This is a genomic window from Paenibacillus sp. FW101-FHT12H11 (assembly GCF_058790355.1).
In genome coordinates this window covers 590,165-611,692 of record NZ_JBYTCO010000003.1, presented here as the reverse complement: position 1 = coordinate 611,692, position 21,528 = coordinate 590,165, and the positions used below count along the sequence as shown (strand labels likewise).

Below are 21,528 nucleotides of genomic sequence, written 5' to 3'. Positions count from 1 at the left end.
TACATGACTATATAATTCGCTATTTTTGTAGTTTTCTGTCTCTATTAAGGATAGAATATCCAATTTCAGGAGTTACGATCTATACGTTTGATCATTTAGACCTAACCAATTGTCGGAAAAAAATGTCAACCAGATTGGAATGACCAAATTAAAATTCATCCTTTTGTACCATAAAATTCCTTTAAAAATATTAAAAATACAAAAGAGTTAAGCCGTGTTAGCGCTTAACTCTCTGATATATGACCTAATGTCGATAACACACCTAAGAAATGGCTTGTTCTTCATCCAAAAGCGCCCCATTTTGTAGGAATATGCGGACCTTTTCGATATAATCTACCATTTAGGTGCTATCCTTTTACACCTGAGCTGGCAATCCCCTCAACAAACCATCGTTGGAAGAAAGCGACAAGGATAATAAGCGGAAGTAGTGACGAAACCGATGCCGCCATAATTGCTGTATAGTTCGTCGTGTTCTCATCGACGAAATTGGTTAGAGCAAGCGGCAGCGTATATAGCGAATTAGTCCGCAAGAAAATGAGCGGTCCCTCATATTCGTTCCAATGCCACGTGAAGCTAAGAATAAGAAGCGATACTAAAGCAGGCTTCGTTAAAGGAAGACAGATCTGCCAATAGGCTCGAAAAATACTCGCTCCATCGACTTTCGAAGCTTCCAACAATTCGTTCGGCAGCGTGCTGAAGAATTGTCTCATAATGAAAGTACCCAGCACCGAAAACAACCCCGGCAAAATGATTGCCGCATGGGTATTAACCAAATGCAATTTATCAAACAGAATAAACCGGGGCACAAGCAAAATCTGCGTAGGGATAATCATGGTTGACAAGTAAATAAGAAATAACGCTTCTTTTCCTTTAAAGTTCAGCTTTGCGAACGCGAAACCAGCCATGGAACTTGTCACCAGCGTGCCCAGCACGGTCAAACAAGTGATTTTAATCGAATTCCAATAATACTCATAGAAAGGATGTTTCCCAGCCCAAACTTCTTGATAGCTATCAAAATGAAACACGTGCGGAATCCATTCAATCGGCGCTTTAAAAATGTCGGACTGCAGCTTGAACGAAGCTGAAAGCATCCATAAGAACGGCGCAATCATCACAATTCCAAGCCCTGTGAAAATGACGGTTACTATCGACTTCGTCATGATTTTACGTATGGATAATGTTCCCATGATTTCTCCTCCTTTTAAAATTGATCCTGCCATTTTTTCTGACCCTTCCATTGAATCATCGTAATGATGAAAATAATAATGAACAGAATCCAAGACATCGCCGCTGCATAACCAACCTTATAATATTGGAAGGCTTGAACGTAAATGTAATAAGACAACACCATCGTAGAGTTCAATGGCCCACCTTTTGTCATAACAGAAACGGCAGCAAACACCTGGAACGTAGAAATAACGAGTGTCACGGCAATGAGGAAGCTCGTAGGCTTCAGCATTGGCATCGTAATATTGAAGAACTGCCTGAACTTTGTTGCGCCATCGATATCTGCTGCCTCGTACAAGTCCTTGGATATGCCTTGAATCCCAGCCATGTATAAGACCATCGTATACCCCGTATATGTCCAAATGACCATAATCATGATTGCCGGCAGTGCCCAATGCTGACTTGCAAGCCAGCCTGGAAGCTGCTGGACGCCTAACGATTTTAGAAATTGGTTAATTGGCCCTTGCGTCGGGTTATACAGCACGCTCCATACAATTGAGATTGCTACGATACTGCTCACATACGGTAAGAAAAAGAGTACGCGAAGGAAATTTTTAAGATACACAAATTGATTCAGAATGACCGCTATGATTAAGCCCAACAACATCGCCGCCGGCACCGTTACACCGGTGAAGATAACGTTATTCTCAAGCGACTTCCAGAATAGTTCATCATGAACAAGCTGAATGAAATTGTCTAACCAAACCCACTGAATGCCAGCCATTCCCTGCAAATAGTCCCAATCCATAAATACCATCATCAAACTGATGAGCAGCGGGACAAGAATAAACACAAGTACCCCTATAAAGTTGGGCAAAATAAATAAATATCCAGCCAAATTATCTCTATATCGATGTTTCTGAACTCCTTTTTTCACGGCTTGACCCACTCCTTTCTTAGTTGGTTTCATTGTAGTGAAAAGGGGAATCAAGCGGAATGGTCGAAACTTGGCGTTTTCTGTCTAATTCTGCGATGTCTATAAAGCCGAATGGAACAAAAAAAACCTGCAATCTCTTCAATAAAGAGCTTGCAGGTTTTTTATTAGAATAGCATTACTTCTTTTCGGCTTGTATCGCTTGGTCAGCCCGTTTTTGCATCGTTTCAAGCGTCTTTTCAATCGATTGTTGGTTCATGAAATACTTTTCCGCTTCTTCTTTCGTTATAGAAGTGATTTGCGGGAATGCGACCGCTCTTTCACGAACCGCAAAGGTATAGTTCGCTTTCAAAACGTTTGCCAGTGATTCTTGATCGATGATGTCTTTATTGTCTCCAACGATCATTTGTGTGACTTGCGTCATGTCCGCTTTTTTATTCGTCGGAATACGCCCGCCTGGAACCATATCCATGTTACCCTGAGTCAAGTACCACGAAATAAATTTAAAAGCGGCTTCCTTGTTGGCACTGTTTTTGTTAATGGACATGAAATCGTTCATACCGCCGTTGTTTACGTTCGTTCCTTTTTCATATTGAGGAGCCGGCGCGAACGCAACAGAGAAGTCTCTTGGCCATTTGATTTTATCTTTCAAGCTCCGCATCATCCATGCACCGCCATAAACCATAGAGGCTTTGCCGGTTAACAGCTCGTTAGCCGGATCCAGCTTATTTGCAAGTCCTTCGCCCCAACCCACCATATATCCTTTGTCGTAAAGAGCTTTTTGAATGTCTAGGCCTTTTTTCATGGCAGGATGATTAAAATTGGACAAACCATCCTGTTTATAGAAAGAATCTTTCGGTTGGGAGGAAACAAGCGTGAATTTCCCTATCAACAAGTCAGCCCCCGGCGTAATGAAGCTGCCTTTACGATCCCCTTTGTTCAACTTCCCAGCAAGCGTCAAAAAATCGTCCCAGGTCCAATCTGCCGGTACTTTTTCGCCGGCTTCGTCAAGTGCCTTCTTATTTAATACTACAAAATCCACATTCTTGTAAGCCGGAAGGTAATGATATTGATCTTTGTACTTCAGGACATTGTTGTTCCCAATCACGCCGTCCACGTCGAAGTTTTCCTTCTTGATCATCTCATCAAGCGGTACCGTCATCCCCGCATTTTCACGGCGGTACAAGTTGTTTTCACCGTAGCTGAAGAAGATGTCCGGCGCATCGCTTTGTGTCATCAACGCCGTGTCCAGCTTGGTATTACCTGAATCATCATTAATATAACGAACGTATTCCACTTGAATGTCAGGATGCTCTTTGTTCCACTTCTCAACTACAGTCTTTGGTCCCGTTTCTTCAGGAACCGCTCCCCAAACGACGAGTTTCACCGCTTTTTTATCTGTTTTTACAACGGCAGTATCATTCTTAGCCGCACAACCTGTCAATACCATGGATGCTGTTAGCATGACAGCAATTGACCCTTTATACCATTTATTCATGTCTATCCCCTCCTAAAGTTGTACAAGATCACTTGAACAGCTTCAGCGTAACAAATACCGATATGTGAGAACATGGTGATTTCCTGCTAAAAACCCGACTTTTCTACGAAGCAGATTTGCCTAAGTAAAGCTTCCGATACTCAAGCGGATAAACACCCTCCATTTTCTTAAACAGCTTGCTGAAATATGTGGAGTCCCCATAGCCTACCATCTCGGAAATTTCATAAATTTTATAGGCTTGGTCCTTCAGAAGCTCTCGGGCCCGGGCCATACGGATTCGGATCAGATAATCCATGATGGTTTCACTCGTTTCTTTTTTGAACAGCACACTTAAATAGTTCTCCGTGAAACCTGCCTTTTTTGCAAGCTCCGACACCTTCAACGGCTGATCAAACTGCTCCTTAATCGTGTTGATTACAGCTTGAATCTCAGGGCGATACTGCTGATTGGAATACAGCTTGATTTGGTCAAGATACACAGGCAGCCAACCGTGAAACCAAAGGTATATATCACGCATTCTCTCCAGACTGCGCACCGCGTGATACGGGTACATAGCCCCATGAAGCGGAACTGAATAGAGATCTCCCCCCAATTTCCGGGCAAAAGCTTCTAATATATGTACGAGATGAACCCATGCTTCCCGCATATCCTCTGGATTACTCTTCGGCCCGTTTTGAATAGCCTCGTAGCCCTCATCCAATTTTTGCTGCAAACCGACAGCATCTTTCTTCTCTACGAGCCGCTCCCAGTCCTCATCTGACCAAGGCTCCTGAAAGGTGCCGGGCTCAACCGCCTGAATGTGCTCAAAGTAGATAAAAGCGCCTTCTTGTTCATAAAACCGATAAGCGAGCGCCTCGCCCGCTTGAATAAATCCTTGGTGAACGTCCAGGATTTCTTGCACAGGCCCTGACACTCCTATGCTGATCGTAATCTCGAGGAAAGCAGCTACGGCTTCTTGAACCTCATGCAGCATGGATGCCTGTAGATGATCGACAATGATTGAGTACTTGCCGTTCTCAATTTCGATCAGTTCATCTTCGCCATACTTCTTGAAAATTTCCGTCAAAATATTAGCTACCGTAAAATGCAGCAATCTTTCGCTTTGGAATTTATTCTGCTCCACTACTTCGTTGTAATGATCCAGTTGAAAGTTCACCACATAGATCGGTGTTCGGTAGGGCCGAAGATTAAACTCGCGCATCACTTCCTCCACGTCACTGCGTGTGCTGTTTTGCTTCACAAGCAGTTCCCTGATGCGCTTTTCCCTAGCTTCTTTTCCATATTTGGTCATCTTGTATTTGAGCTGTGAGTCTTCCATGGTTTTAACCGTCTCAAGCTCAATCGATTCCTTAAGTTGATTCAGCTTTTCCAGCAGCTCTTCTGGCTCCATCGTGAGTTTCAGAATATAATCGACTGCGCCAAGACGAAGCGCCTTCTGCACATACTCAAAATCGTTATGATTGGATAGAATCAGGCATTTCGCTTGGGGCGCAACGATTTTCATCTCTTCGAGCAGCTGTAGTCCGTCACAATTTGGCATTCGGATATCGGTTACCACGATATGGCATTCCTGTTCGTTCAGAATATGTAGAGCCTCAACGCCATTAGCTGCTTCACCCACAAGCTCGAAGCCATTCTGTTCCCATGGAATTATCGTCTTCAGCCCTACTCGCACCAAAAATTCATCATCTACGATGAGTACTCTAATCATCACTGTTCGTCTCCTTATCTGCTTGATCCTCTGCCGAAGTGGCTACCGGAACAGACTGCAGTGGCAACTTAACCGTCACCACCGTCCCTTCCCCCAACGTGCTATTCATCACGATCCCGTAAGCACTGCTAAAATGCATTTTGATCCTTTCGTTCACATTGTATATCCCAATTCCACGATATCTCGCATGATCTTGACTAAGTTCCTTCCCAAGTTCTTCGAGGCGCTCCTCCGAAATTCCATTGCCGTTATCTGTAACCCTAATCATTAGGGCGCCATCCTCAATTGACGCACAGATTTCTATGAGCAACGGCATCTTCTGCCCGTGAATAATCGAATTTTCTACAATCGGCTGTAAAATAAACTTTAAAACCGAAAAATGGTTAAGTTCCGCAGGAATATGGAATTGAAAACGTATGTTATCGTTAAACCGGATCTTCTGCAAATCTAGATATGAAGCCAGATGCGTAATCTCGTCTTCCAACGTGACAAACTCCTCGCCAACCTTCATCGTATACTGCAGCAGCTTGCCTAATTTCGTAATCATTTGACTCACATGTCTAGCGCCGGATAACATCGCCATCCATTTGATTGAATTAAGTGTATTAAATAAAAAATGCGGATTGATTTGCGCTTGAAGCGTTTGAAGTTTTGCCTCTTCCTTACGCTTTTGCTCTTCGGACAAGTTCATAATCAACTGCTGCAAGCGGTCAAGCATACGATTAAAATGATTGCCGAGTATCGTAAACTCGTCTTTTCCCTCTATCGACACATAGGAGTGGAAGTCGCCGCTTCCAAGGCGATTCATGGATGATACCAGTTGTTTCAACGGTTTTGTTAACCGAATCATGAAATAAATAAACACCACTGTAAACAAGAGAAACCACCCAAATAACCAAAGCATAGACTGATTGCGGATTCCCCCTAGTTGATTCCATAACTGTGTTTGCGGAGTAAACTGTACAAGTTTCCAACCGAGCCGCGGGAACTTTTCCATGCTGATTGCGTAATCCCGGATTGAAATCTCGCTTTCAGCCTTTCCAACCTGTTCATTTAAAAGCAGCCGCTTGATCAAACCATCCGTCTCTTCAAGCGTTAGCGGCGATTCGCCTCCAACCCGCTGATTTTGTTCATTCAGCAGCATGAAGCTGCTATGTTCCGTGTGCCACGGCTGTTTCTTGACATGAAGAAAGACGGATGAAGGGATGCCGATAAATAGAACGTTAGCCACCTCGTTCGGGTTTCCCTGGACAGCTCTGCTTAAGGTAAAATAAGATTCACCGGCACCGGCCAACTTTTGAATAGCCCCCTCGTACGGATACTTCCATACCGGCCAACCATTCTGGGTTTTCGTTTCCTTCAACCAGTCTTCTGCTTCAACCTGATTAAGCAATTGAGCTTGTTTGCCTAGGTCATTTGGTTCAGACAAGGTTGTGTGGACAAACCCGCGGTTATCGATCACAGCGATCACCGCTCCACTATCGAGCAGAATGTCCCGTACGTTACTAAGTCTTTGCTGCACAATATTATATCGTCTCAGGTCCTGATAATTCGTGTTCCAATCCGTCCCGGCATCAAGAAATTGATTGAAATCAGGATCATTCATAATAAGATTCGATGCTTTTAACATGCGTTCTGCTAAATCATTCATATTGATTGCTACTTGATGCAATGCTTCTTGATTGCTGCGTTGTATTTCTTCTTTTACTACCGCACCGGATGATTGATAAAAGCTATATAAAATAGTTGTAATCGGAATCATAATACAAATAAAAAAAGAGACCAGTATCTTTCCCCGAATTGATCGGAACAGAAAAGTAAATCCTCTCATTTTTGTACCTCCTATGAAAATCGTGCATCAAGAAAACCATAACATACTCTTTTTCGGCATAGGAATGTAGTATTATTGGCATTTTATGTCGTATTCTTTGTAGTTAGCAAGAAAAATGTCGAAAATCTATCATCTAGCCATTATAACAAAAAAGCCTCCTTAACCGGGACTATTTGTAAGCAGTCCCGGTTAAGGAGGTTTTTATCCGGCTCCTATCACTTTTTACTCATCACCAACTTGCGAGTGCGACAGCATTCTATGTACAACCAACTTTGCTGCCGCGACGGTATTCTATGTTGTACTTAACGCAACCATTTTGCTGCAATTGGGATTCTAATCGCCTCTATAATGTACTTTTTACAACGGTTCATGCGCATTCCCTCACTCATCCACAAATAACATTAATCAAAATATTGTCGGAACAGGCTATTTGCAATATGATGTTGGACCTGATGATATTACGTTTGATTCTATTGAATAGTGCTGGAGTTGCCATGATTACGCCAATCACCATTTCCCCTGGATCGAGTCTATCTTTTACTTATCGAAGATTCGGATCTATACGTTTAACTTTACCACGAACGCCTTTTTATTTTTTGGGTAGCTAAATGACATTTCTAGCAGCCCCTCTCTTTACTACAATTGCATTTACATATACGCGCAAACTCTATTACTAGTAAATGCTTTTAACCTATTAAATGCTTGTACGTTAGCCTTAAGCCATATTAAAAAGACCAAGCTCTCGCCACCAGACAAGAACTTGATCCTTATATGAAATCAATATCTTACATCGGAAGATCGAAACCGGTAATCGTTTTGGTTTCCAAGCAATCTTCCAGACCGTAAATACCATATTCACGCCCGATTCCGGAATGCTTGAACCCGCCGAAAGGTGCCTTCATTTCAAAACCTGCCCCGTTGATGAGCACCACACCCGCTTGGATACGGGACGCCAATTCGTTCGCTTTCTCCAAGTTCGCCGTGCTGATATAAGCACCCAAACCGTAGTCCGTGTTATTAGCCATCGCAACGGCTTCTTCCTCGTTTTTGTATGTTAAAATCGAAAGCACAGGTCCGAAAATTTCTTCCTTTGCGATCGTCATCTCTTCCGTAACGTTAGCAAATACCGTCGGTCTAACAAAGTTCCCCTTTTCTAACCCCTGCGGCTGGCCTTCGCCACCAACTACCAACTCAGCACCCTCTTGAATACCGGATAAAATGTAACGCTGAACCTGATTGTACTGTTTCTCCGTAACAAGCGGCCCCAGAATCGTATCTGCTTCAGATGGAAGTCCAACTTTGATTGACTCTACGGTTTCTCTTGCCAGTTTCTTAACCTCTTCCAACCGGTGCTCGGGAACGAACAATCTAGTACCGGCAACACAGGCTTGACCATTGTTCGTATAACACGATCTGACCGCGGCAGGGATTGCTTTGGCAAAGTCCGCATCGTCGAGAACGATATTCGGAGATTTACCGCCAAGCTCTAAAGTAACACGCTTCATGGAGTCTACGGTAGCTCTGCGAATTTCTTTTCCGACCCGTGTCGAACCGGTAAAATTAATCATGGCTACGTCCCGATTACGCGTAAGTTCGGCTCCTACTGTAGTACCAAGACCATTCACAATGTTGATAACGCCAGCCGGGATTTTCGCTGCATGGAAGCATTCCGTTAATAGTTGGGTTTGCAAAGCACTTAATTCGCTCGGCTTAATCACAACCGTACATCCAGCTGCTATCGCTGCACCTAGTTTGGCCGTAATCTGCGAATAACTTGCATTCCAAGGTGTGATAATACCGATAACGCCTACGGATTCGGAAACAACTTTAGCTTTGCCGATCATATGGACAAAATCGAACTGTTCCAGCGCCTCTTTGCTATCCATCAAGTTAGCTGCGGCCAATTTGACCCTCCCGATTGAAGCCATTCGAGGAGCGCCGTATTCGAGGATATTCGCTTCCGCCAATTCATCGATTCGATCCAAGATTGCGTCGTTCAAACGCTGTAACATGGCGGACCTTTCCTCCACAGACGTCCTTGAGAAAGCAGCGAATGCCGCTTTCGCCGCCGCTATAGCTAGTTTAGCATCCTCTTCATTTCCGAGCGTTACACGGCCAAAAACTTCTCTAGTAGAAGGGTTAACCAAATCCAAATGGTCCGCACCCCTTGGTGTTACAAATTTTCCATCTATATAAATTTTATCTATGTTTCTCATAACAGGCACCTGCTTTATTGTAGTTTTAATTGTTGTGATCTTAAGAAATGGATTGCACAGCTCCGTTTTTCCGGCTACGAGCAATCGGCAAGTAAATTATTGCACTTACAGCCAAAGCTGCAGCTATCGCCATAAATACGCCACGAGTTGAATCCGTGTGAAGCAGCAGTTCTATCCCTTTTACAAATAGAGGGCTAAGGAATTGGCAGGCATAGACACAAGCAAGCATTAATGAAATGGCGGATGTTAAGCTAAGTTTAGGCACAACTTCCGCTGTTTTAATGAAAGATAGCGGGAACAGCATGCCCTCTGCCAAACCAATCATGAATACTGCAAGCGCTACGGTCCACACCGAGTGTGCAGAACCTAACAGCAAGAAGCCTCCGGCCATCACAGCTAAATCCAACGGGACGAGCAGTTTTTTTAACATGATGCTTAATCGGGTTACCGCTAGCCCTCCGACGAAAACACCAACTAGAGCGAAAGCAGTCAAGTAGCCTACTGAAGCTACGGTGCCAATGCCATTATTGGACAGATATAGGGAAAGGTTCGTCGGAATCAAAGTGAACATCATCGAATGAAGGCCGGCCGCAGCTGCAACCGCATAGAAAAACTTCGGAAGCTTAGCGGTCCCTTTCGCCACCACTTCCGTTTGAATCGGCGGAAACTTAGGTAGAAAGGCTATGACCAAGATAAATAACAAGGCGGCATACAGATAAGTTAAAAATACTTCGCGCCATCCAAGTGATGCGATAATTCCGCCAAGAGATAAAAAAATAGCTCCACCAATGCCATTAATTGAAGTCTGTATACCATTCATGCGCGATCGTTCTTTGCCTTGGAAATTCTCCGCAATCAAAGCGTTAAACGTTGGAGAAATGAGGCCGATGCTGAGACCCAAGAGCGCCCGAAAGACTAAGATCATTTCAAATGAGTTCATAAAGGCCGGGCCAACGCCACCAATGATATACATCAGCAAACCTACTATTAAAATGTTTTTCCGAGAAAACCGTCTGCCGAGATTTCCTGCCATAAATAAGGTCGGCAAAATAAATAGAGAAGAAATCGTAACGACCCACTGTACCAACAGCGCGTTGGTTCCGGGGAAAGCCACAGCCAGCGGTTTAACCGCCGGCGCAGCCATCATCGTTCCGAAGGTGGTCGTAACCGCCATCGATAATAAAGCAATTCTTGCACTCAGTTTCATAGATGCAACCTCTTTCTGACTTTGTATGGCAAATCAGCAGCGTATGTTGCAAGCTTATTTTTCTTCAAACTCGTCATACATGCGCGTTACTTCCGGGTCCAACGCTTTGGATGCGTAATCCGTTGATTGGCTAAGCGCCTGCCAACGTTTCGTTTCCGCTAACTTGCCTTGGTCCACCGCATTTGCAATGGCTACTGCATCGCTTCCGAGCAATAAGCGAAGAGGCGGATTCTCCTCATTGACGATCTGAATGATCGCTTGCGCAGCTCTATCCGGATCGCCGTTCTCTTTGCCGGTTGTATCGCGAAGATGTTTCAGCAAGCCGCCGACTGTGTCTCGGTATTCTTCTCCAGGCTCGATATGCTGCATGGAAGAGCCAGCCCAATCGGTACGGAAACCGCCCGGTTCGATTAAGGTGACTTTTAATCCCAGTGGCGCTACTTCTTTGGACAGTACTTCGGAGAAACCCTCCACAGCCCATTTTGCTGTCTGGTAAGGTGCAAGACCTGGTGCGCCTGTTCTGCCGCCAATTGAAGAAAATTGGACAATATGACCATGGCCTTGTTTTCTTAACAAGGGCAGCGCGGCTTTTGTAACGTTAATAACGCCCCAGAGATTTGTTTCCACCTGCGCGCGGAAGTCTTCCATCGACGTTTCTTCTATAGAAGAGACATTACCGTAACCTGCATTATTAACAAGGACATCCAATCGTCCGAACGTTTCGAAAGCGGTCTGGATAGCGGCTTCAGCCTGCTCGAATCGATTTACATCTAACTGCACGATTCGAACCTGGCTGCCATAACGTACTCCAAGATCGGCAATCTGCTCTGTATTGCGAGCTGTAGCAACAAGTTGATCTCCTTTAGCCAATACCGCTTCGGCAAGACTGCGACCAAACCCGCGTGAACTCCCTGTAATCAACCAAACTTTAGACATATAATATTGCCTCCTTCATTTTGCTTGGAATATTTGTTCCATAGATAATATACTCCTTCAACAACAATAGGTCAATACATTTCGGAATTTTTATTCCAAACAGATATGGCATTGTGAAATCAAATCATAATATTAGTGCATTAAAAGCAGAATTAGCACAAAAATTTCAATTTCCAAAGAGGGTAAGCCAACAAATTAGTGGAATTTAAATTCCATAATTAGAACTCAATCAATATAAAATTCGAATACTTTGGAATTTATTTTCTAAATCCACACAAAAAAAAACAGCCCACGGAACCTAATAAGTTCCTTAGACTGTTTTTCAAACGAGAATCGCCTTCCATGAAGCTTCCATAATTTGTTGAATTTGGAGCTCGTTCATCGGATATTTCTTTACGTAGTATCCTTTTAGAATTGAAGCTATCATCCCGTGCATGAGCTGGTGACACAAATGCGAGTCCATTTCTTTCAAAATCCCCTGCTTTTGGCCCTCGATAATCAAAGAAATAATCACATCGCGGGAGTTATGGGCATCGTCCATCGCGCGCAGCTCAGGTGAGATATACGGTGAATAGGAGAAGCTGTCAATAAACATGAATTCTTTGGGACAATGAATGCCGAACTGCAGTCTATTTAACTGAAGACACCTAAATCGCTCATACAGGCTTGCTTCAGGATTATAATCCTGCATCAAGTAATCTCCCATTATCATCCGTGCTTCTTTATACACTGCATTAACCAGTTCTTCTTTATTTGCAAAATAGTTATACATCGTGCCAGACCCTACGTTTGCTCGCTTAAATATTTTGGAGAAGGTAACCGACTGAAGTCCCTCTTCGTCAATTAAGTCGAGTGTGGCGGTCATTATGTCCTGTTTCTTGCTCATGGATTCCACCTCTTGGCACTAACATTAGTACGAGCCCGAGGTAGATGTCAAGTAGGCAGAGCCTTATTCCGCGGCGGGTTCAAAAGTTTTGACTACTTCATAGCTGCCCGGTTCAAACTTTGCTATCGTCATTGCTTCCTGAAGATACGGAAGAGGTTTAGGGTCATTTCGCATCGCTTGGTAATCTTCCGCGCTTCTCCACTGCGCATACATCGTTACTTTCGTCCCTTCTGTTCCACGGTGCAAACTGCAAGAAATAAATCCTGACGCGTATCGAACGGAGACATCTGTTGCACTAGTTAGTAAATCGATGAGACGTTCCTGATTTTCCGGTTCCACCGTGAACACATTAATAAAAGTAAGAACGTTATTGTTCGCTGATATCAGTGTCATACATTCAACTCCTTCAATGAATTATTCTCGCGTATCTTGTGCTTCATGCGACCATCTTATGCATGCAAGAATCTGTTATCAAAAAAGGGTTAACTTCCATTCTAGCTAGCGCATGAGGTGGCAGGCTCAACACAAACCATTACCTGATCTGATTGAGGAACCCAAGCACACGCTGCAAAAGCAAAGCCGTCGCCTCAGCGTCATACGAAGGTAAGCTGCTGTCAGCAAATAAGTGCTCGCTACCTGGGTACAAAAAGAGTTCGGCCTGATTGGCCGACACCACGAGCTCACGAGCCGCTTCCAAGTCGCCTTCGTCAACAAAATACGGATCAGCATCCATGCCGTGAATCTGAACCGGCAGCTCCGCAGGCCAGGGAAATCCGAACATTGCAGTTGGCACGCAGGAGTAAAAAAGCAGTGTACCAATCGCACCCTCCCGCGTCTGAGCCAGCTTCTGCGCAGGCAAAACTCCTAGCGAAAACCCCGCATAAACGATTTCTCTTGGAAGTTTATGTGCCGCACGAACACCACGCTCCAGCATCTCATCGAATCCGATCTCCTTGACATAGGCCATGCCATCCTTGATGGTCGTAAAAACATGTCCCTCGTAAAGATCGGGAACATGTACAGTGTGTCCCTCTTTTTTAAGCTCGTCAGCAAAGGTGTGAATTCCCTCAGTCAGCCCCAGCGAATGATGAAATATAAGGACTTCGGCCATTTTATTTCCCCCTCCTACGTTAAGTTCTAAAATTCTACTTCTATTCAATCTATTGGAACTCCTTTTCGCCGGACCCTACACCTGTATAATCCATCCTTATTGTCTCAAATTAATCATTATTGCTTAGAAGAAGGCGCAGAAAGCGGATTGATAACTATTAATTCATCAATTACTTTGGGACATAGGAATCCTTTCGCTCCTGCAAGGCCATAACCGTCGAAGTTATCCCTTCCTTAAACGGAGTTGCTACGATCGGCCCGATCAATCGCTTGTATTTTTCTCCGCTCAACACAAGGGGCTCTTCGGTTAAATAAAGCATCTCGACGACTTCTTTCATCACTGGAACGCTCATGCCAATCAACGATAAACCTAATTTTTTTAGTGGGATGACCGGTTTAGCACATCCACTTGCCGACTGGGCAATTCGCACGATCTCTCGTCCTGAGATAAGACCGGCACCTGGAATATGCCAGTTCTGTCCATAGGCGAAATCTTTGCCTGCCAGTTCAGCAACCATCGCAGCGGCATCCGGTAAATAGACGAATTCGCGAGGGACTTGCATGTTGCCGATGAAAAAAGCCAGTTTACCCGCCGCGATCGCTTCCAAAGTTGAGCCTAAATAGGAGGCTTCATTAGCCGTTGGCCCGTAGTAGTCTGGCAAGCGAACAATCATGACTTGAGCCTTGGTCCATCGCTTGCTAAAAAGCATCTGTTCGTAGATCAGCCGAACGTTTCCTTTTTTCGTATGCGGCTGCTTAGGATGCTCCTCTGTAACCAGCTCCATCTGTTTTCTGCCATACGGATAGATCCCATCAATTGCTACAACTTTTATTGCGAGCCGTTCCGCGGCCTCCATTACAGATTCACCTAAAGGAATCAACTTGTTGACCATCTCTTGATAAGGTACATTCGCGCAATGGAACATGACGTCTGCCCCACTCGCTTCGGCCACTATGTCCTCAGATCGCATTGCGTCTCCTACAGAAAGTGTCAAATGTTTTGGACTTCCAAGCTTTCTGGCAAACTGCTCTAACTTCTGGCGAGATCGTCCAAATGCAATGGTTTCTACACCTCTTTTGACAAGTTCCTCTGTGATTGCTGCTCCCGTGCCACCCGTTGCTCCTATTACAATCGCTTTTTTCATTTCATCAGCTCCAGTTTTTATAATTTGTGATTGATCAATCAATAACTTGAATCCATCTTATCATCCAGTTATTGATTAGTCAATCACTAATCGGTAAAAAAGAGACCCACAGCAGCGGGCTGAGGCTCTCAAGTTTTTTCGCTAATCATGACACGCCATCATCGACTGAATCTAGGCAAAAAAACGCCGCAACTCTTTCGCCACCATTTCCGGCCTACCTCCCCGATTCGTTTGGCTGACATCGCATGCTCCCCCGTGATCAAGTCCAGGCACTTCCATCCTTATAGCCTGAGGCAGCACTTTCTCAAGAGCCTCTAGCGCAGGTTTCAGATATGACAAACCTTTACTGCCGCCAAGCAGCAAAGCATCGGCATTCAAGGTTCTAAATCGATCCACCTCGCCGGTCATCTCGACGAGTAACTGACCGTCATAATGCAGCGTCGGTGCAAGCATTCGCATTGTTACGTCGTCCGTTTTCGCTTTCTTGCTCTCGCTTTCCATCATTTTGTTCGTCATGGACTCGAGCAGCCACCGGGGGATGGCGTTAAGCACCGGTCCGCCCAGCTGCAAACCTCTCAAGCACGTGACGAGAGCGGCGGCTGTCTTGCCTTCAGCGATCTCCCGGTCATAACGAGCTAGCCATTTCGTCCTCGCGGAATTCATCAACAACGCCGGTTCATAGAGGGCAACCTTCCGAATTGCCGGCAGGACACGCGCTGCTTCGAGCGCAATAAGCCCTCCTGAGCTGATCCCAAAAACAAGGCTGGCACCTGATAGGGTTAGGAGTGCCTCCAAATCTTGGACTTCCTTCCGGATACCGTAGTCTTCACCGAAAGGTCCGCTTAGACCACGGCCACGGCGGTCAGGCACGTAAACCGTGAAGGCATCAGCTAGCCGCACCGCAAGCTGCCTGAAGTTTTGTGATGATAAATTGGCGCCATGCACCACCACTACGCCCGGTCCTTGACCATACTGCCGATAACCGATTGCTGTACCGTCTCCGGATATTACAGAACCTACTATATGAGTCGCCTCGATCATCGTTGCGCTGGATTGAATAACGGTTGTGTTCATCATTCCAATCTCCTCCTCAGAAGTTGCTCTTCATTTGAACCGTATAAGTTCGCATGCTTATCCCTTCGATGCTAATTTGGACTACCTAGTCGCGCTGCTATTTGACTTATCCATTCCTCGTTCCAGGAGAGTTCACCCGTGCGTAAGTCTTCGATGACAGCCCGCAGCCATTCAAGTTCTGCCTGCAATATGGCCCGACTATGCTCAACCTCTAGCATGAACAATCGGGGAACCGACTCCTTGTACTTCAGTAACTGCGCATTCGTGCGTTGGATCTCCTCCTGAAGAGCTCCTTCTCTCCTCTCAAATTGCCGCTGAACGTCATCGGGAGTTAAAAGCGTAAGAAAAGAAATCGCTGCGGGAAAATCCGGATATTCCTGAGACCGGGCCGAAAGCATCTCCCTAAGCCAAATCTTCGATGTTTCCCTGCCTTCTTCGGTCAATTCGTAAACGGTTCGATCAGGGCGCCCCCCTTCACTTAAAGTTCCTTGAACGGAAATGAGTCCCTCCCTCAGCAAGCGCTCAATGGTCTGATAAATACTTGTACGCTGGCGGACGTTAATGACCTCATCCTTCCCTCTTTCTTTAATAAGCTGCTGCATTCTGTAAGGATGCATGGGTTCCTCGGCCAGATTGGCGAGAATAGCTAACGCAAGTGGTGATCGTTGGGGTTTATTGGATTTATTCTTCATAGTTATAATATTACTATTCATTTTATAACTACGTCAATGGTTTTACTTGAAAATTCCCAAAATAAGTAATCCGCCCAATTCGTTCTCTAGGCAAAAAGAAATAAAGCAGGCACCGTGATGGCGCCTGCTCCATAATCTATTTCTAACTCTCGACCTATCAACATAATACCTCAACAGTAAACCCGCCAGGTGCTTGCACATAGAACGTCCAGGCGTGCGATCGTTGCGGAGGGTTTACATGAAGACCATCATCCTTCATGCGTTGATAGATCTCGTTCACCCGAGCTTCGCTTTCTTGAATAAAGCCGATATGAAAAGTGCTTGGGTAGGTGACTTGATCTCCTTTCATCAAGGTAAGTACTAAGCCACTACCGTCCGAGAGGACAGCGAATCCATTGCCGCGCGTGTGTTTAACTTCCATTCCGAAATATTTCACAATGAAATCAATAGTAGCTTTCACATCACTGACAGTTAAATTAAGATGATTTAGTCTCACAAGTGCACTTCCTTTCCAACTAATTTTCAGTGGATTCCTCGCAATTCCTGAAAAATCTGATCGTCTAACCGTACATCGCCAGCAGCACAGGAATCTTCCAGCTGATGGATCGTTTTGCAGCCTGATATCGGAAAGACAGGAAACGGATGAGCAAGCAAGTAGCCAAGAGCGACCTGTGTCATCGTGAGATCCAGCTGCCGAGCGAGTGTTTCGACACGCTTCAGCTTAAGCAAATTACTTTCATTACACAGGTTCCATATTTTTTTATTCTCCAGGCTAGGCTGAAGCAGCTTTTCGCTTTGATATCGACCGCTAAAAAAACCTGATGCCTGTGAATTATAGGGGATCGCAGGCAGCCCTGTACGTTCGTGATACGCCAACTCGCGTTCATCTAACGTCACCATCATAGGATCGTTTGTGGGAGGATACGAAGCAAGGCTCCACTTGTTTTGGCTGGCTGCAAAACTTTGCAGCCCTTTGCTTGCTGCATATTGACGCGCGGCTTCTATGCGATCCGATCGCCAATTTGAGCAGCCAAAATATCGGATTTTACCCTGCTGAACCAATGTATGCATTGTATCCATAATTTCCTCTACCGGTCGCTGTGAATCATCGCGATGCAGCCAGTACAGATCGATATAATCCGTTTGCAAGTGGCTGAGGCTCATGTCCACATCAGCATAAATATCTTCCCGGCTTAAACGCGGTATATGCATAGTCTCCAGTTCGGGGTGTGCCCCTTTGGTAGCCAACACGATACGACTACGGTTATTACGCAACTTCAACCATTGGCCGATAAGCTTTTCACTGCGGCTTCGCTCGCCCGGCACCCAATCAGAGTACACTTTGGCCGTATCGAGAAAATTGCCTCCCCTGTCCAAATAACGATCCATCATTTCAAAGGCATTTTCTCGGCTCACCGATTCACCGAAATTCGAAGTGCCTAGGCAAATGACGGATGGTGTTAAGTCTGTGCCGGGTATTTGTTGGTTTCTCATATAAACCTCCCTTAAGCTTATACTCGAACTAATATATCATGCATGATATTTTCCGGCAGGAGCGTTTAATACCCACTCCAGCATTTCAATTTTGGAACGAATTTCTTTGATTTCGTCAACATTATCTGCTGGGTTGAGTCGCTGCACCATCTGTTCCAACTGATGAATCATACGCTTAATCTGATCTTCCGATCTCATGCTACCTACCTCCAAAATAGTACTCCCACAGTGATACCGCCGCGATGCCTGCAACTCCTAATTACTTATAGAAGGAATCTTCACCATCACCGTGGTCCCCCGTCCCAACTGACTTTCTATGTCTACCCCATATCCTTCTCCAAACATCAGCTTAATCCTGTTATTGATATTGGAAAGACCGATGCTTTTGCCATCCGGACTGTTCTTGACTCGCTCCGAGTAGTCCATGTTCAGCTTCGCTTTTATCACTTCTAGTTCATCATGACCAATCCCGATTCCGGAATCCGTTATTTGAAAACAGATATCCCCATTCGCATCAATCTGACCGTTTACATGTAAACTTCCTCCTGCATCCCTACGCTCAAGGCCATGATAAACCGAATTTTCAATGATAGGCTGCAAAATCATTTTAGGTGTTTTCCTCTGCATAATCTTATCATCCACATGTACTTTCATCATAAACTTGTTCTCATACCGAATGGAAATAATATTCATATAGGCCTGTACACACTGAATTTCTTCGCTTATTTGCACGAGCTCATCCTCTTTAATGCTGTAACGGAATATTTTCGACATCGAGGAAGTAATCTGTGCAATTTCCTTGCTGCCATATTCAAGCCCGATACTGCTAATGCAATTTAATGTATTATACAGGAAATGCGGATTGATTTGACTTTGCAAAGCGGAAAATTCAACTTGTTTTTTGCTAATTTCCGACTCGTACAACCTGGCCTGCGTATTCAAGATATTGCTTGCCATCTCTTCCATTTGGTCAATCATGCTGTTGATATCATAGGCGAGAACACCAACTTCATTCGTTGAGCGCACTTTAATCCGAAAACCCATGTCTCTTTTCCCAATTCTTTTCATATCGGCAACAAGCCCCATCACAGGCCGTGTCAAATTATTCAGGAAAAAATACCCCAAAATAATCAAACTTAGAATGATTCCGACGCCTGCTATAATGCTAACATTTTTGATCGCGTTCATGTCGGTTGTCAATTCGTGCACCGGAATAATACTAACGATCCGCCAGCCATCTGCTTGCTCCAAATCTTTTTCCTGAACGATGACATCTTCCCCGTTGATATTGGTTTTGACGCCATTCGTTAAACTATCCCGATCTACAGAGAGTATGTCCTTGAACAAAATGCCGCGGAAATTCGTATTATTCGATGCGATAACTTCATTTCGGCTGTTTAATAGATATAAAGTAGAATTAGGCGTCAGATCCGTATTTTTAACCAATTCTTGCAGCCTGTCCGTATTCACCATCACCGAGCAATAGCCGGTTTGCTGTGAAAAACGAACCCCGCCAATAGCTTCAATGATAGGTGCTATATAAAAGAAATATTCGCTTCCTGTTTTTTCGTCTTTGAGAATATCCGTATACATGCCTTTTTCAACGGATTTACTATCCAGTTTATAGGAATTAATAAATTCAGCATATTGATTGGAAAAAAATATATCACCATTTGAAGTGGCTAAACTGTATATTCGCCTTCCTTCGCTGTCATTAATTACAATACCATTGACATACGAATTAAAGGACCTCATGTATTCCATAAGATCAATAACGTAAGCCCCGATATCAAATGCTCTTTTATAATCATCATCTGCAATGGTAAATTCCTGGATCTTTTTATTGTTAACGACTATGTTTGTGCTTACTTCCAAATCATTAAAGACGGTATCTATCTTTTGGCGTGTTTGTTCAATGATTTTATTGCCGTAATTGGAAGCTCTTTTTTGCGTGAGATCATAGAAGCTGTAATAGAAATACAACTCCATGGATGTAAATATGATGATTGAAAAGGTAAATATGAGCAATATCTGATGTTTTAGCTTAAGTCTACTAATCTGCACAATCCCCACTCCGATCGCTAACCATCAACTTTTTCTAAATTTCGAAGGCGTGATTCCGCATTGTTTCTTGAACACTTTATTGAAATAGTAATAGTCAAAGTATCCTACTTTCGTTGCCACTTCTTCAATGGATAATTCTGTATGTTTCAAAAGCTCGCACGCTTTTTTTATTCTCAATTCCGTGACATATTCTGAAAAGGTTTTGCCCAAATTTTTCTTGAAAAATTGGCAGCAGTAGACTTGGTTGATGTAAAATTTGGCAGACAAATCTTTCAGATATAACCTGGATTGATAATGAGTGTCGATATATTTAACCATCTGGCTAAAATAAGCATTGATATCCCCCTCATTCACCGCATGGCCGTTCAGCTGTTTGATGTAGATCAGAATATCATATAAAAAACTGCATAAGGACTCAAAGTTCTCAAACCGTTCTTTCAGTTCAGCGTAATTCAGGAAATCAAGTTCCATGTCTTTCAGCTCTTCATAATAGGTGCCAACCAACACGCTAACCACTTGATTCCATAGGTATACGACCTCTCCCATACCCAGGTGATTTTGCCTGAAAAAGTCCACGACTCTTTCTATGCTGTACTCCATTTCATCAAACTTATTTTCTTGGATGATGGTAGAAATTTCGTCTATTAACGGCTTCACCACCGTAAACTTTGGCTCGTATTCAAACACGCCTTTTTCTTCATTTAAAAATATTTGCGACGCTGCAAGATCTGCTTCCTTAATCAACTTGGCCATCTGTTCATAATTCGTTGAAATGTTGCTGTTTCCTATCGCTTTTATATCTAATCCCTCGAAAACGGTGTAATCTACATCATGTTCCAACTCTGATTTTTGATCGCTTTTTAGAATATATAACGTCTTTCTTGATCCAAAATCAATTTCCAATGTCTGTTTGCGATCGAAAAAGTTTAAGTTCTTATGCTCCTTGTTCTCGCTATTGGAATACATGATAATAACACGAAAATAATCGTTCGATGAACGATCAAAGAAGGGTGTTAAACGATTTAATTCACTTTTATCCGGTAAAGTTAATGCCTCCAGAATCAGGTTATTCCGAACACTTCTCCTCTTCGAAAAATGCAGGGCCAGCTTTTCAATCAATGGATCGGCCATATCAATATCTATGGGCTTGAGGAAATAATCCAACGCCCCATATCTTAAGGCTTCCTGCGCATATGCAAACTCCGCGAAACCGCTTACAACTACAAACTCAACATCCAATTCCTTTTCTTTGGTCATCCTCATGAGCTCAAGGCCGGAAATTTCGGGCATTCTAATATCTGTAAAAATAAGATCAGGGCACTCCTCGTTGATGAACTCGATTGCTTTATGGACACTTGTGAACGTTCCTGTGATTTCGAATCCATATTTTTCCCAGTTAAATACATTCTTTATCCCTTTTATCGCCCATGGTTCATCATCTATAATAATAACACTATACATAAGTACCCCCTAGATACCGATCTACCCTAATCATTTATTTTATCTGCATACCAGCGAGATAACAAGATTGTTAGACTTTTCATTAGAAAGGCCTATGGACAT

Annotated in this window: 19 protein-coding genes and 1 pseudogene; 1 reads left to right on the top strand and 19 read right to left on the bottom strand. The window is 43.9% G+C overall.

Annotated elements, in window-relative coordinates:
- Positions 1 to 347: 347 nt before the first annotated feature.
- From AC3WTJ_RS12840 to AC3WTJ_RS12820, 5 genes are all read right to left on the bottom strand, one after another.
- A complete protein-coding gene (locus AC3WTJ_RS12840) occupies positions 348 to 1,187 on the bottom strand; it encodes a carbohydrate ABC transporter permease (protein WP_492522072.1) in 840 nt (279 codons plus the stop codon).
- Between the two features lie 14 nt (positions 1,188 to 1,201).
- A complete protein-coding gene (locus tag AC3WTJ_RS12835; RefSeq protein WP_492522071.1) occupies positions 1,202 to 2,104 on the bottom strand; it encodes a carbohydrate ABC transporter permease in 903 nt (300 codons plus the stop codon).
- A gap of 175 nt (positions 2,105 to 2,279) precedes the next feature.
- The gene (locus AC3WTJ_RS12830) at positions 2,280 to 3,599 is read right to left on the bottom strand and encodes an ABC transporter substrate-binding protein (RefSeq protein ID WP_492522070.1); all 1,320 of its coding nucleotides are present in this window, start codon (positions 3,597 to 3,599) and stop codon (positions 2,280 to 2,282) included.
- Between the two features lie 103 nt (positions 3,600 to 3,702).
- A complete protein-coding gene (locus tag AC3WTJ_RS12825) occupies positions 3,703 to 5,310 on the bottom strand; it encodes a response regulator (protein ID WP_492522069.1) in 1,608 nt (535 codons plus the stop codon).
- Positions 5,303 to 7,141, bottom strand: coding sequence for a cache domain-containing sensor histidine kinase (locus AC3WTJ_RS12820; RefSeq protein WP_492522068.1), 1,839 nt, complete (start codon positions 7,139 to 7,141; stop codon positions 5,303 to 5,305). Before AC3WTJ_RS12820 ends, AC3WTJ_RS12825 begins: the two co-directional genes overlap by 8 nt.
- Positions 7,142 to 7,532: 391 nt before the next feature.
- On the opposite strand from AC3WTJ_RS12820, the pseudogene AC3WTJ_RS12815 reads away from it, so the two are divergent.
- Positions 7,533 to 7,749 (top strand): annotated as a pseudogene (locus AC3WTJ_RS12815) (S-Ena type endospore appendage); the annotation flags it as partial.
- Positions 7,750 to 7,926: 177 nt separating this feature from the next.
- Here AC3WTJ_RS12815 and AC3WTJ_RS12810 read toward each other — a convergent pair.
- The 14 genes from AC3WTJ_RS12810 to AC3WTJ_RS12745 form a co-directional block, all read right to left on the bottom strand.
- The gene (locus tag AC3WTJ_RS12810) at positions 7,927 to 9,357 is read right to left on the bottom strand and encodes an aldehyde dehydrogenase family protein (RefSeq protein WP_492522067.1); all 1,431 of its coding nucleotides are present in this window, start codon (positions 9,355 to 9,357) and stop codon (positions 7,927 to 7,929) included.
- A 40-nt stretch (positions 9,358 to 9,397) separates the two neighbouring features.
- Positions 9,398 to 10,564: an MFS transporter gene (locus tag AC3WTJ_RS12805; protein ID WP_492522066.1), complete on the bottom strand. Its 1,167-nt coding sequence runs from the start codon at positions 10,562 to 10,564 to the stop codon at positions 9,398 to 9,400.
- A gap of 54 nt (positions 10,565 to 10,618) precedes the next feature.
- The gene (locus AC3WTJ_RS12800; protein WP_492522065.1) at positions 10,619 to 11,500 is read right to left on the bottom strand and encodes an oxidoreductase; all 882 of its coding nucleotides are present in this window, start codon (positions 11,498 to 11,500) and stop codon (positions 10,619 to 10,621) included.
- 322 nt (positions 11,501 to 11,822) lie between these two features.
- Positions 11,823 to 12,386, bottom strand: coding sequence for a TetR/AcrR family transcriptional regulator (locus AC3WTJ_RS12795; RefSeq protein ID WP_492522064.1), 564 nt, complete (start codon positions 12,384 to 12,386; stop codon positions 11,823 to 11,825).
- Between the two features lie 63 nt (positions 12,387 to 12,449).
- Positions 12,450 to 12,779 carry an antibiotic biosynthesis monooxygenase family protein gene (locus AC3WTJ_RS12790; RefSeq protein ID WP_492522063.1) on the bottom strand — a complete coding sequence of 110 codons (330 nt, stop codon included), beginning with the start codon at positions 12,777 to 12,779 and terminating at the stop codon, positions 12,450 to 12,452.
- A 139-nt stretch (positions 12,780 to 12,918) separates the two neighbouring features.
- Positions 12,919 to 13,497, bottom strand: a complete 579-nt coding sequence (locus AC3WTJ_RS12785; RefSeq protein WP_492522062.1) for a dienelactone hydrolase family protein — start codon at positions 13,495 to 13,497, stop codon at positions 12,919 to 12,921.
- Between the two features lie 169 nt (positions 13,498 to 13,666).
- The gene (locus tag AC3WTJ_RS12780) at positions 13,667 to 14,641 is read right to left on the bottom strand and encodes an SDR family NAD(P)-dependent oxidoreductase (protein ID WP_492522061.1); all 975 of its coding nucleotides are present in this window, start codon (positions 14,639 to 14,641) and stop codon (positions 13,667 to 13,669) included.
- Positions 14,642 to 14,812: 171 nt separating this feature from the next.
- Positions 14,813 to 15,718 (bottom strand): alpha/beta fold hydrolase, encoded by a 906-nt coding sequence (locus AC3WTJ_RS12775; RefSeq protein ID WP_492522060.1) that lies wholly within the window; start codon positions 15,716 to 15,718, stop codon positions 14,813 to 14,815.
- Positions 15,719 to 15,786: 68 nt separating this feature from the next.
- A complete protein-coding gene (locus AC3WTJ_RS12770; RefSeq protein ID WP_492522059.1) occupies positions 15,787 to 16,407 on the bottom strand; it encodes a PadR family transcriptional regulator in 621 nt (206 codons plus the stop codon).
- 157 nt (positions 16,408 to 16,564) lie between these two features.
- Entirely contained in the window at positions 16,565 to 16,903 is a 339-nt protein-coding gene (locus AC3WTJ_RS12765) for a VOC family protein (protein ID WP_492522058.1), read from the bottom strand.
- Positions 16,904 to 16,929: 26 nt separating this feature from the next.
- Positions 16,930 to 17,901, bottom strand: a complete 972-nt coding sequence (locus AC3WTJ_RS12760; protein WP_492522057.1) for an aldo/keto reductase — start codon at positions 17,899 to 17,901, stop codon at positions 16,930 to 16,932.
- A 36-nt stretch (positions 17,902 to 17,937) separates the two neighbouring features.
- The gene (locus AC3WTJ_RS12755; RefSeq protein ID WP_492522056.1) at positions 17,938 to 18,099 is read right to left on the bottom strand and encodes a hypothetical protein; all 162 of its coding nucleotides are present in this window, start codon (positions 18,097 to 18,099) and stop codon (positions 17,938 to 17,940) included.
- 57 nt (positions 18,100 to 18,156) lie between these two features.
- A complete protein-coding gene (locus AC3WTJ_RS12750) occupies positions 18,157 to 19,965 on the bottom strand; it encodes a sensor histidine kinase (RefSeq protein ID WP_492522055.1) in 1,809 nt (602 codons plus the stop codon).
- 24 nt (positions 19,966 to 19,989) lie between these two features.
- On the bottom strand, positions 19,990 to 21,426 hold the full coding sequence (locus AC3WTJ_RS12745; RefSeq protein ID WP_492522054.1) for a response regulator transcription factor: 1,437 nt from the start codon (positions 21,424 to 21,426) through the stop codon (positions 19,990 to 19,992).
- Positions 21,427 to 21,528 lie beyond the last annotated feature (102 nt).

Excerpts from the sequence above, each read along its gene's own strand:
- AC3WTJ_RS12840 (WP_492522072.1), bottom strand. The coding sequence starts at position 1,187 with ATGGGAACATTATCCATACGTAAAATCATGACGAAGTCGATAGTAACC.
- AC3WTJ_RS12830 (WP_492522070.1), bottom strand. The coding sequence starts at position 3,599 with ATGAATAAATGGTATAAAGGGTCAATTGCTGTCATGCTAACAGCATCC.
- AC3WTJ_RS12825 (WP_492522069.1), bottom strand. The coding sequence starts at position 5,310 with ATGATTAGAGTACTCATCGTAGATGATGAATTTTTGGTGCGAGTAGGG.
- AC3WTJ_RS12820 (WP_492522068.1), bottom strand. The coding sequence starts at position 7,141 with ATGAGAGGATTTACTTTTCTGTTCCGATCAATTCGGGGAAAGATACTG.
- AC3WTJ_RS12810 (WP_492522067.1), bottom strand. The coding sequence starts at position 9,357 with ATGAGAAACATAGATAAAATTTATATAGATGGAAAATTTGTAACACCA.
- AC3WTJ_RS12805 (WP_492522066.1), bottom strand. The coding sequence starts at position 10,564 with ATGAAACTGAGTGCAAGAATTGCTTTATTATCGATGGCGGTTACGACC.
- AC3WTJ_RS12800 (WP_492522065.1), bottom strand. The coding sequence starts at position 11,500 with ATGTCTAAAGTTTGGTTGATTACAGGGAGTTCACGCGGGTTTGGTCGC.
- AC3WTJ_RS12795 (WP_492522064.1), bottom strand. The coding sequence starts at position 12,386 with ATGAGCAAGAAACAGGACATAATGACCGCCACACTCGACTTAATTGAC.
- AC3WTJ_RS12790 (WP_492522063.1), bottom strand. The coding sequence starts at position 12,779 with ATGACACTGATATCAGCGAACAATAACGTTCTTACTTTTATTAATGTG.
- AC3WTJ_RS12785 (WP_492522062.1), bottom strand. The coding sequence starts at position 13,497 with ATGGCCGAAGTCCTTATATTTCATCATTCGCTGGGGCTGACTGAGGGA.
- AC3WTJ_RS12780 (WP_492522061.1), bottom strand. The coding sequence starts at position 14,641 with ATGAAAAAAGCGATTGTAATAGGAGCAACGGGTGGCACGGGAGCAGCA.
- AC3WTJ_RS12775 (WP_492522060.1), bottom strand. The coding sequence starts at position 15,718 with ATGATGAACACAACCGTTATTCAATCCAGCGCAACGATGATCGAGGCG.
- AC3WTJ_RS12770 (WP_492522059.1), bottom strand. The coding sequence starts at position 16,407 with ATGAAGAATAAATCCAATAAACCCCAACGATCACCACTTGCGTTAGCT.
- AC3WTJ_RS12760 (WP_492522057.1), bottom strand. The coding sequence starts at position 17,901 with ATGAGAAACCAACAAATACCCGGCACAGACTTAACACCATCCGTCATT.
- AC3WTJ_RS12755 (WP_492522056.1), bottom strand. The coding sequence starts at position 18,099 with ATGAGATCGGAAGATCAGATTAAGCGTATGATTCATCAGTTGGAACAG.
- AC3WTJ_RS12745 (WP_492522054.1), bottom strand. The coding sequence starts at position 21,426 with ATGTATAGTGTTATTATTATAGATGATGAACCATGGGCGATAAAAGGG.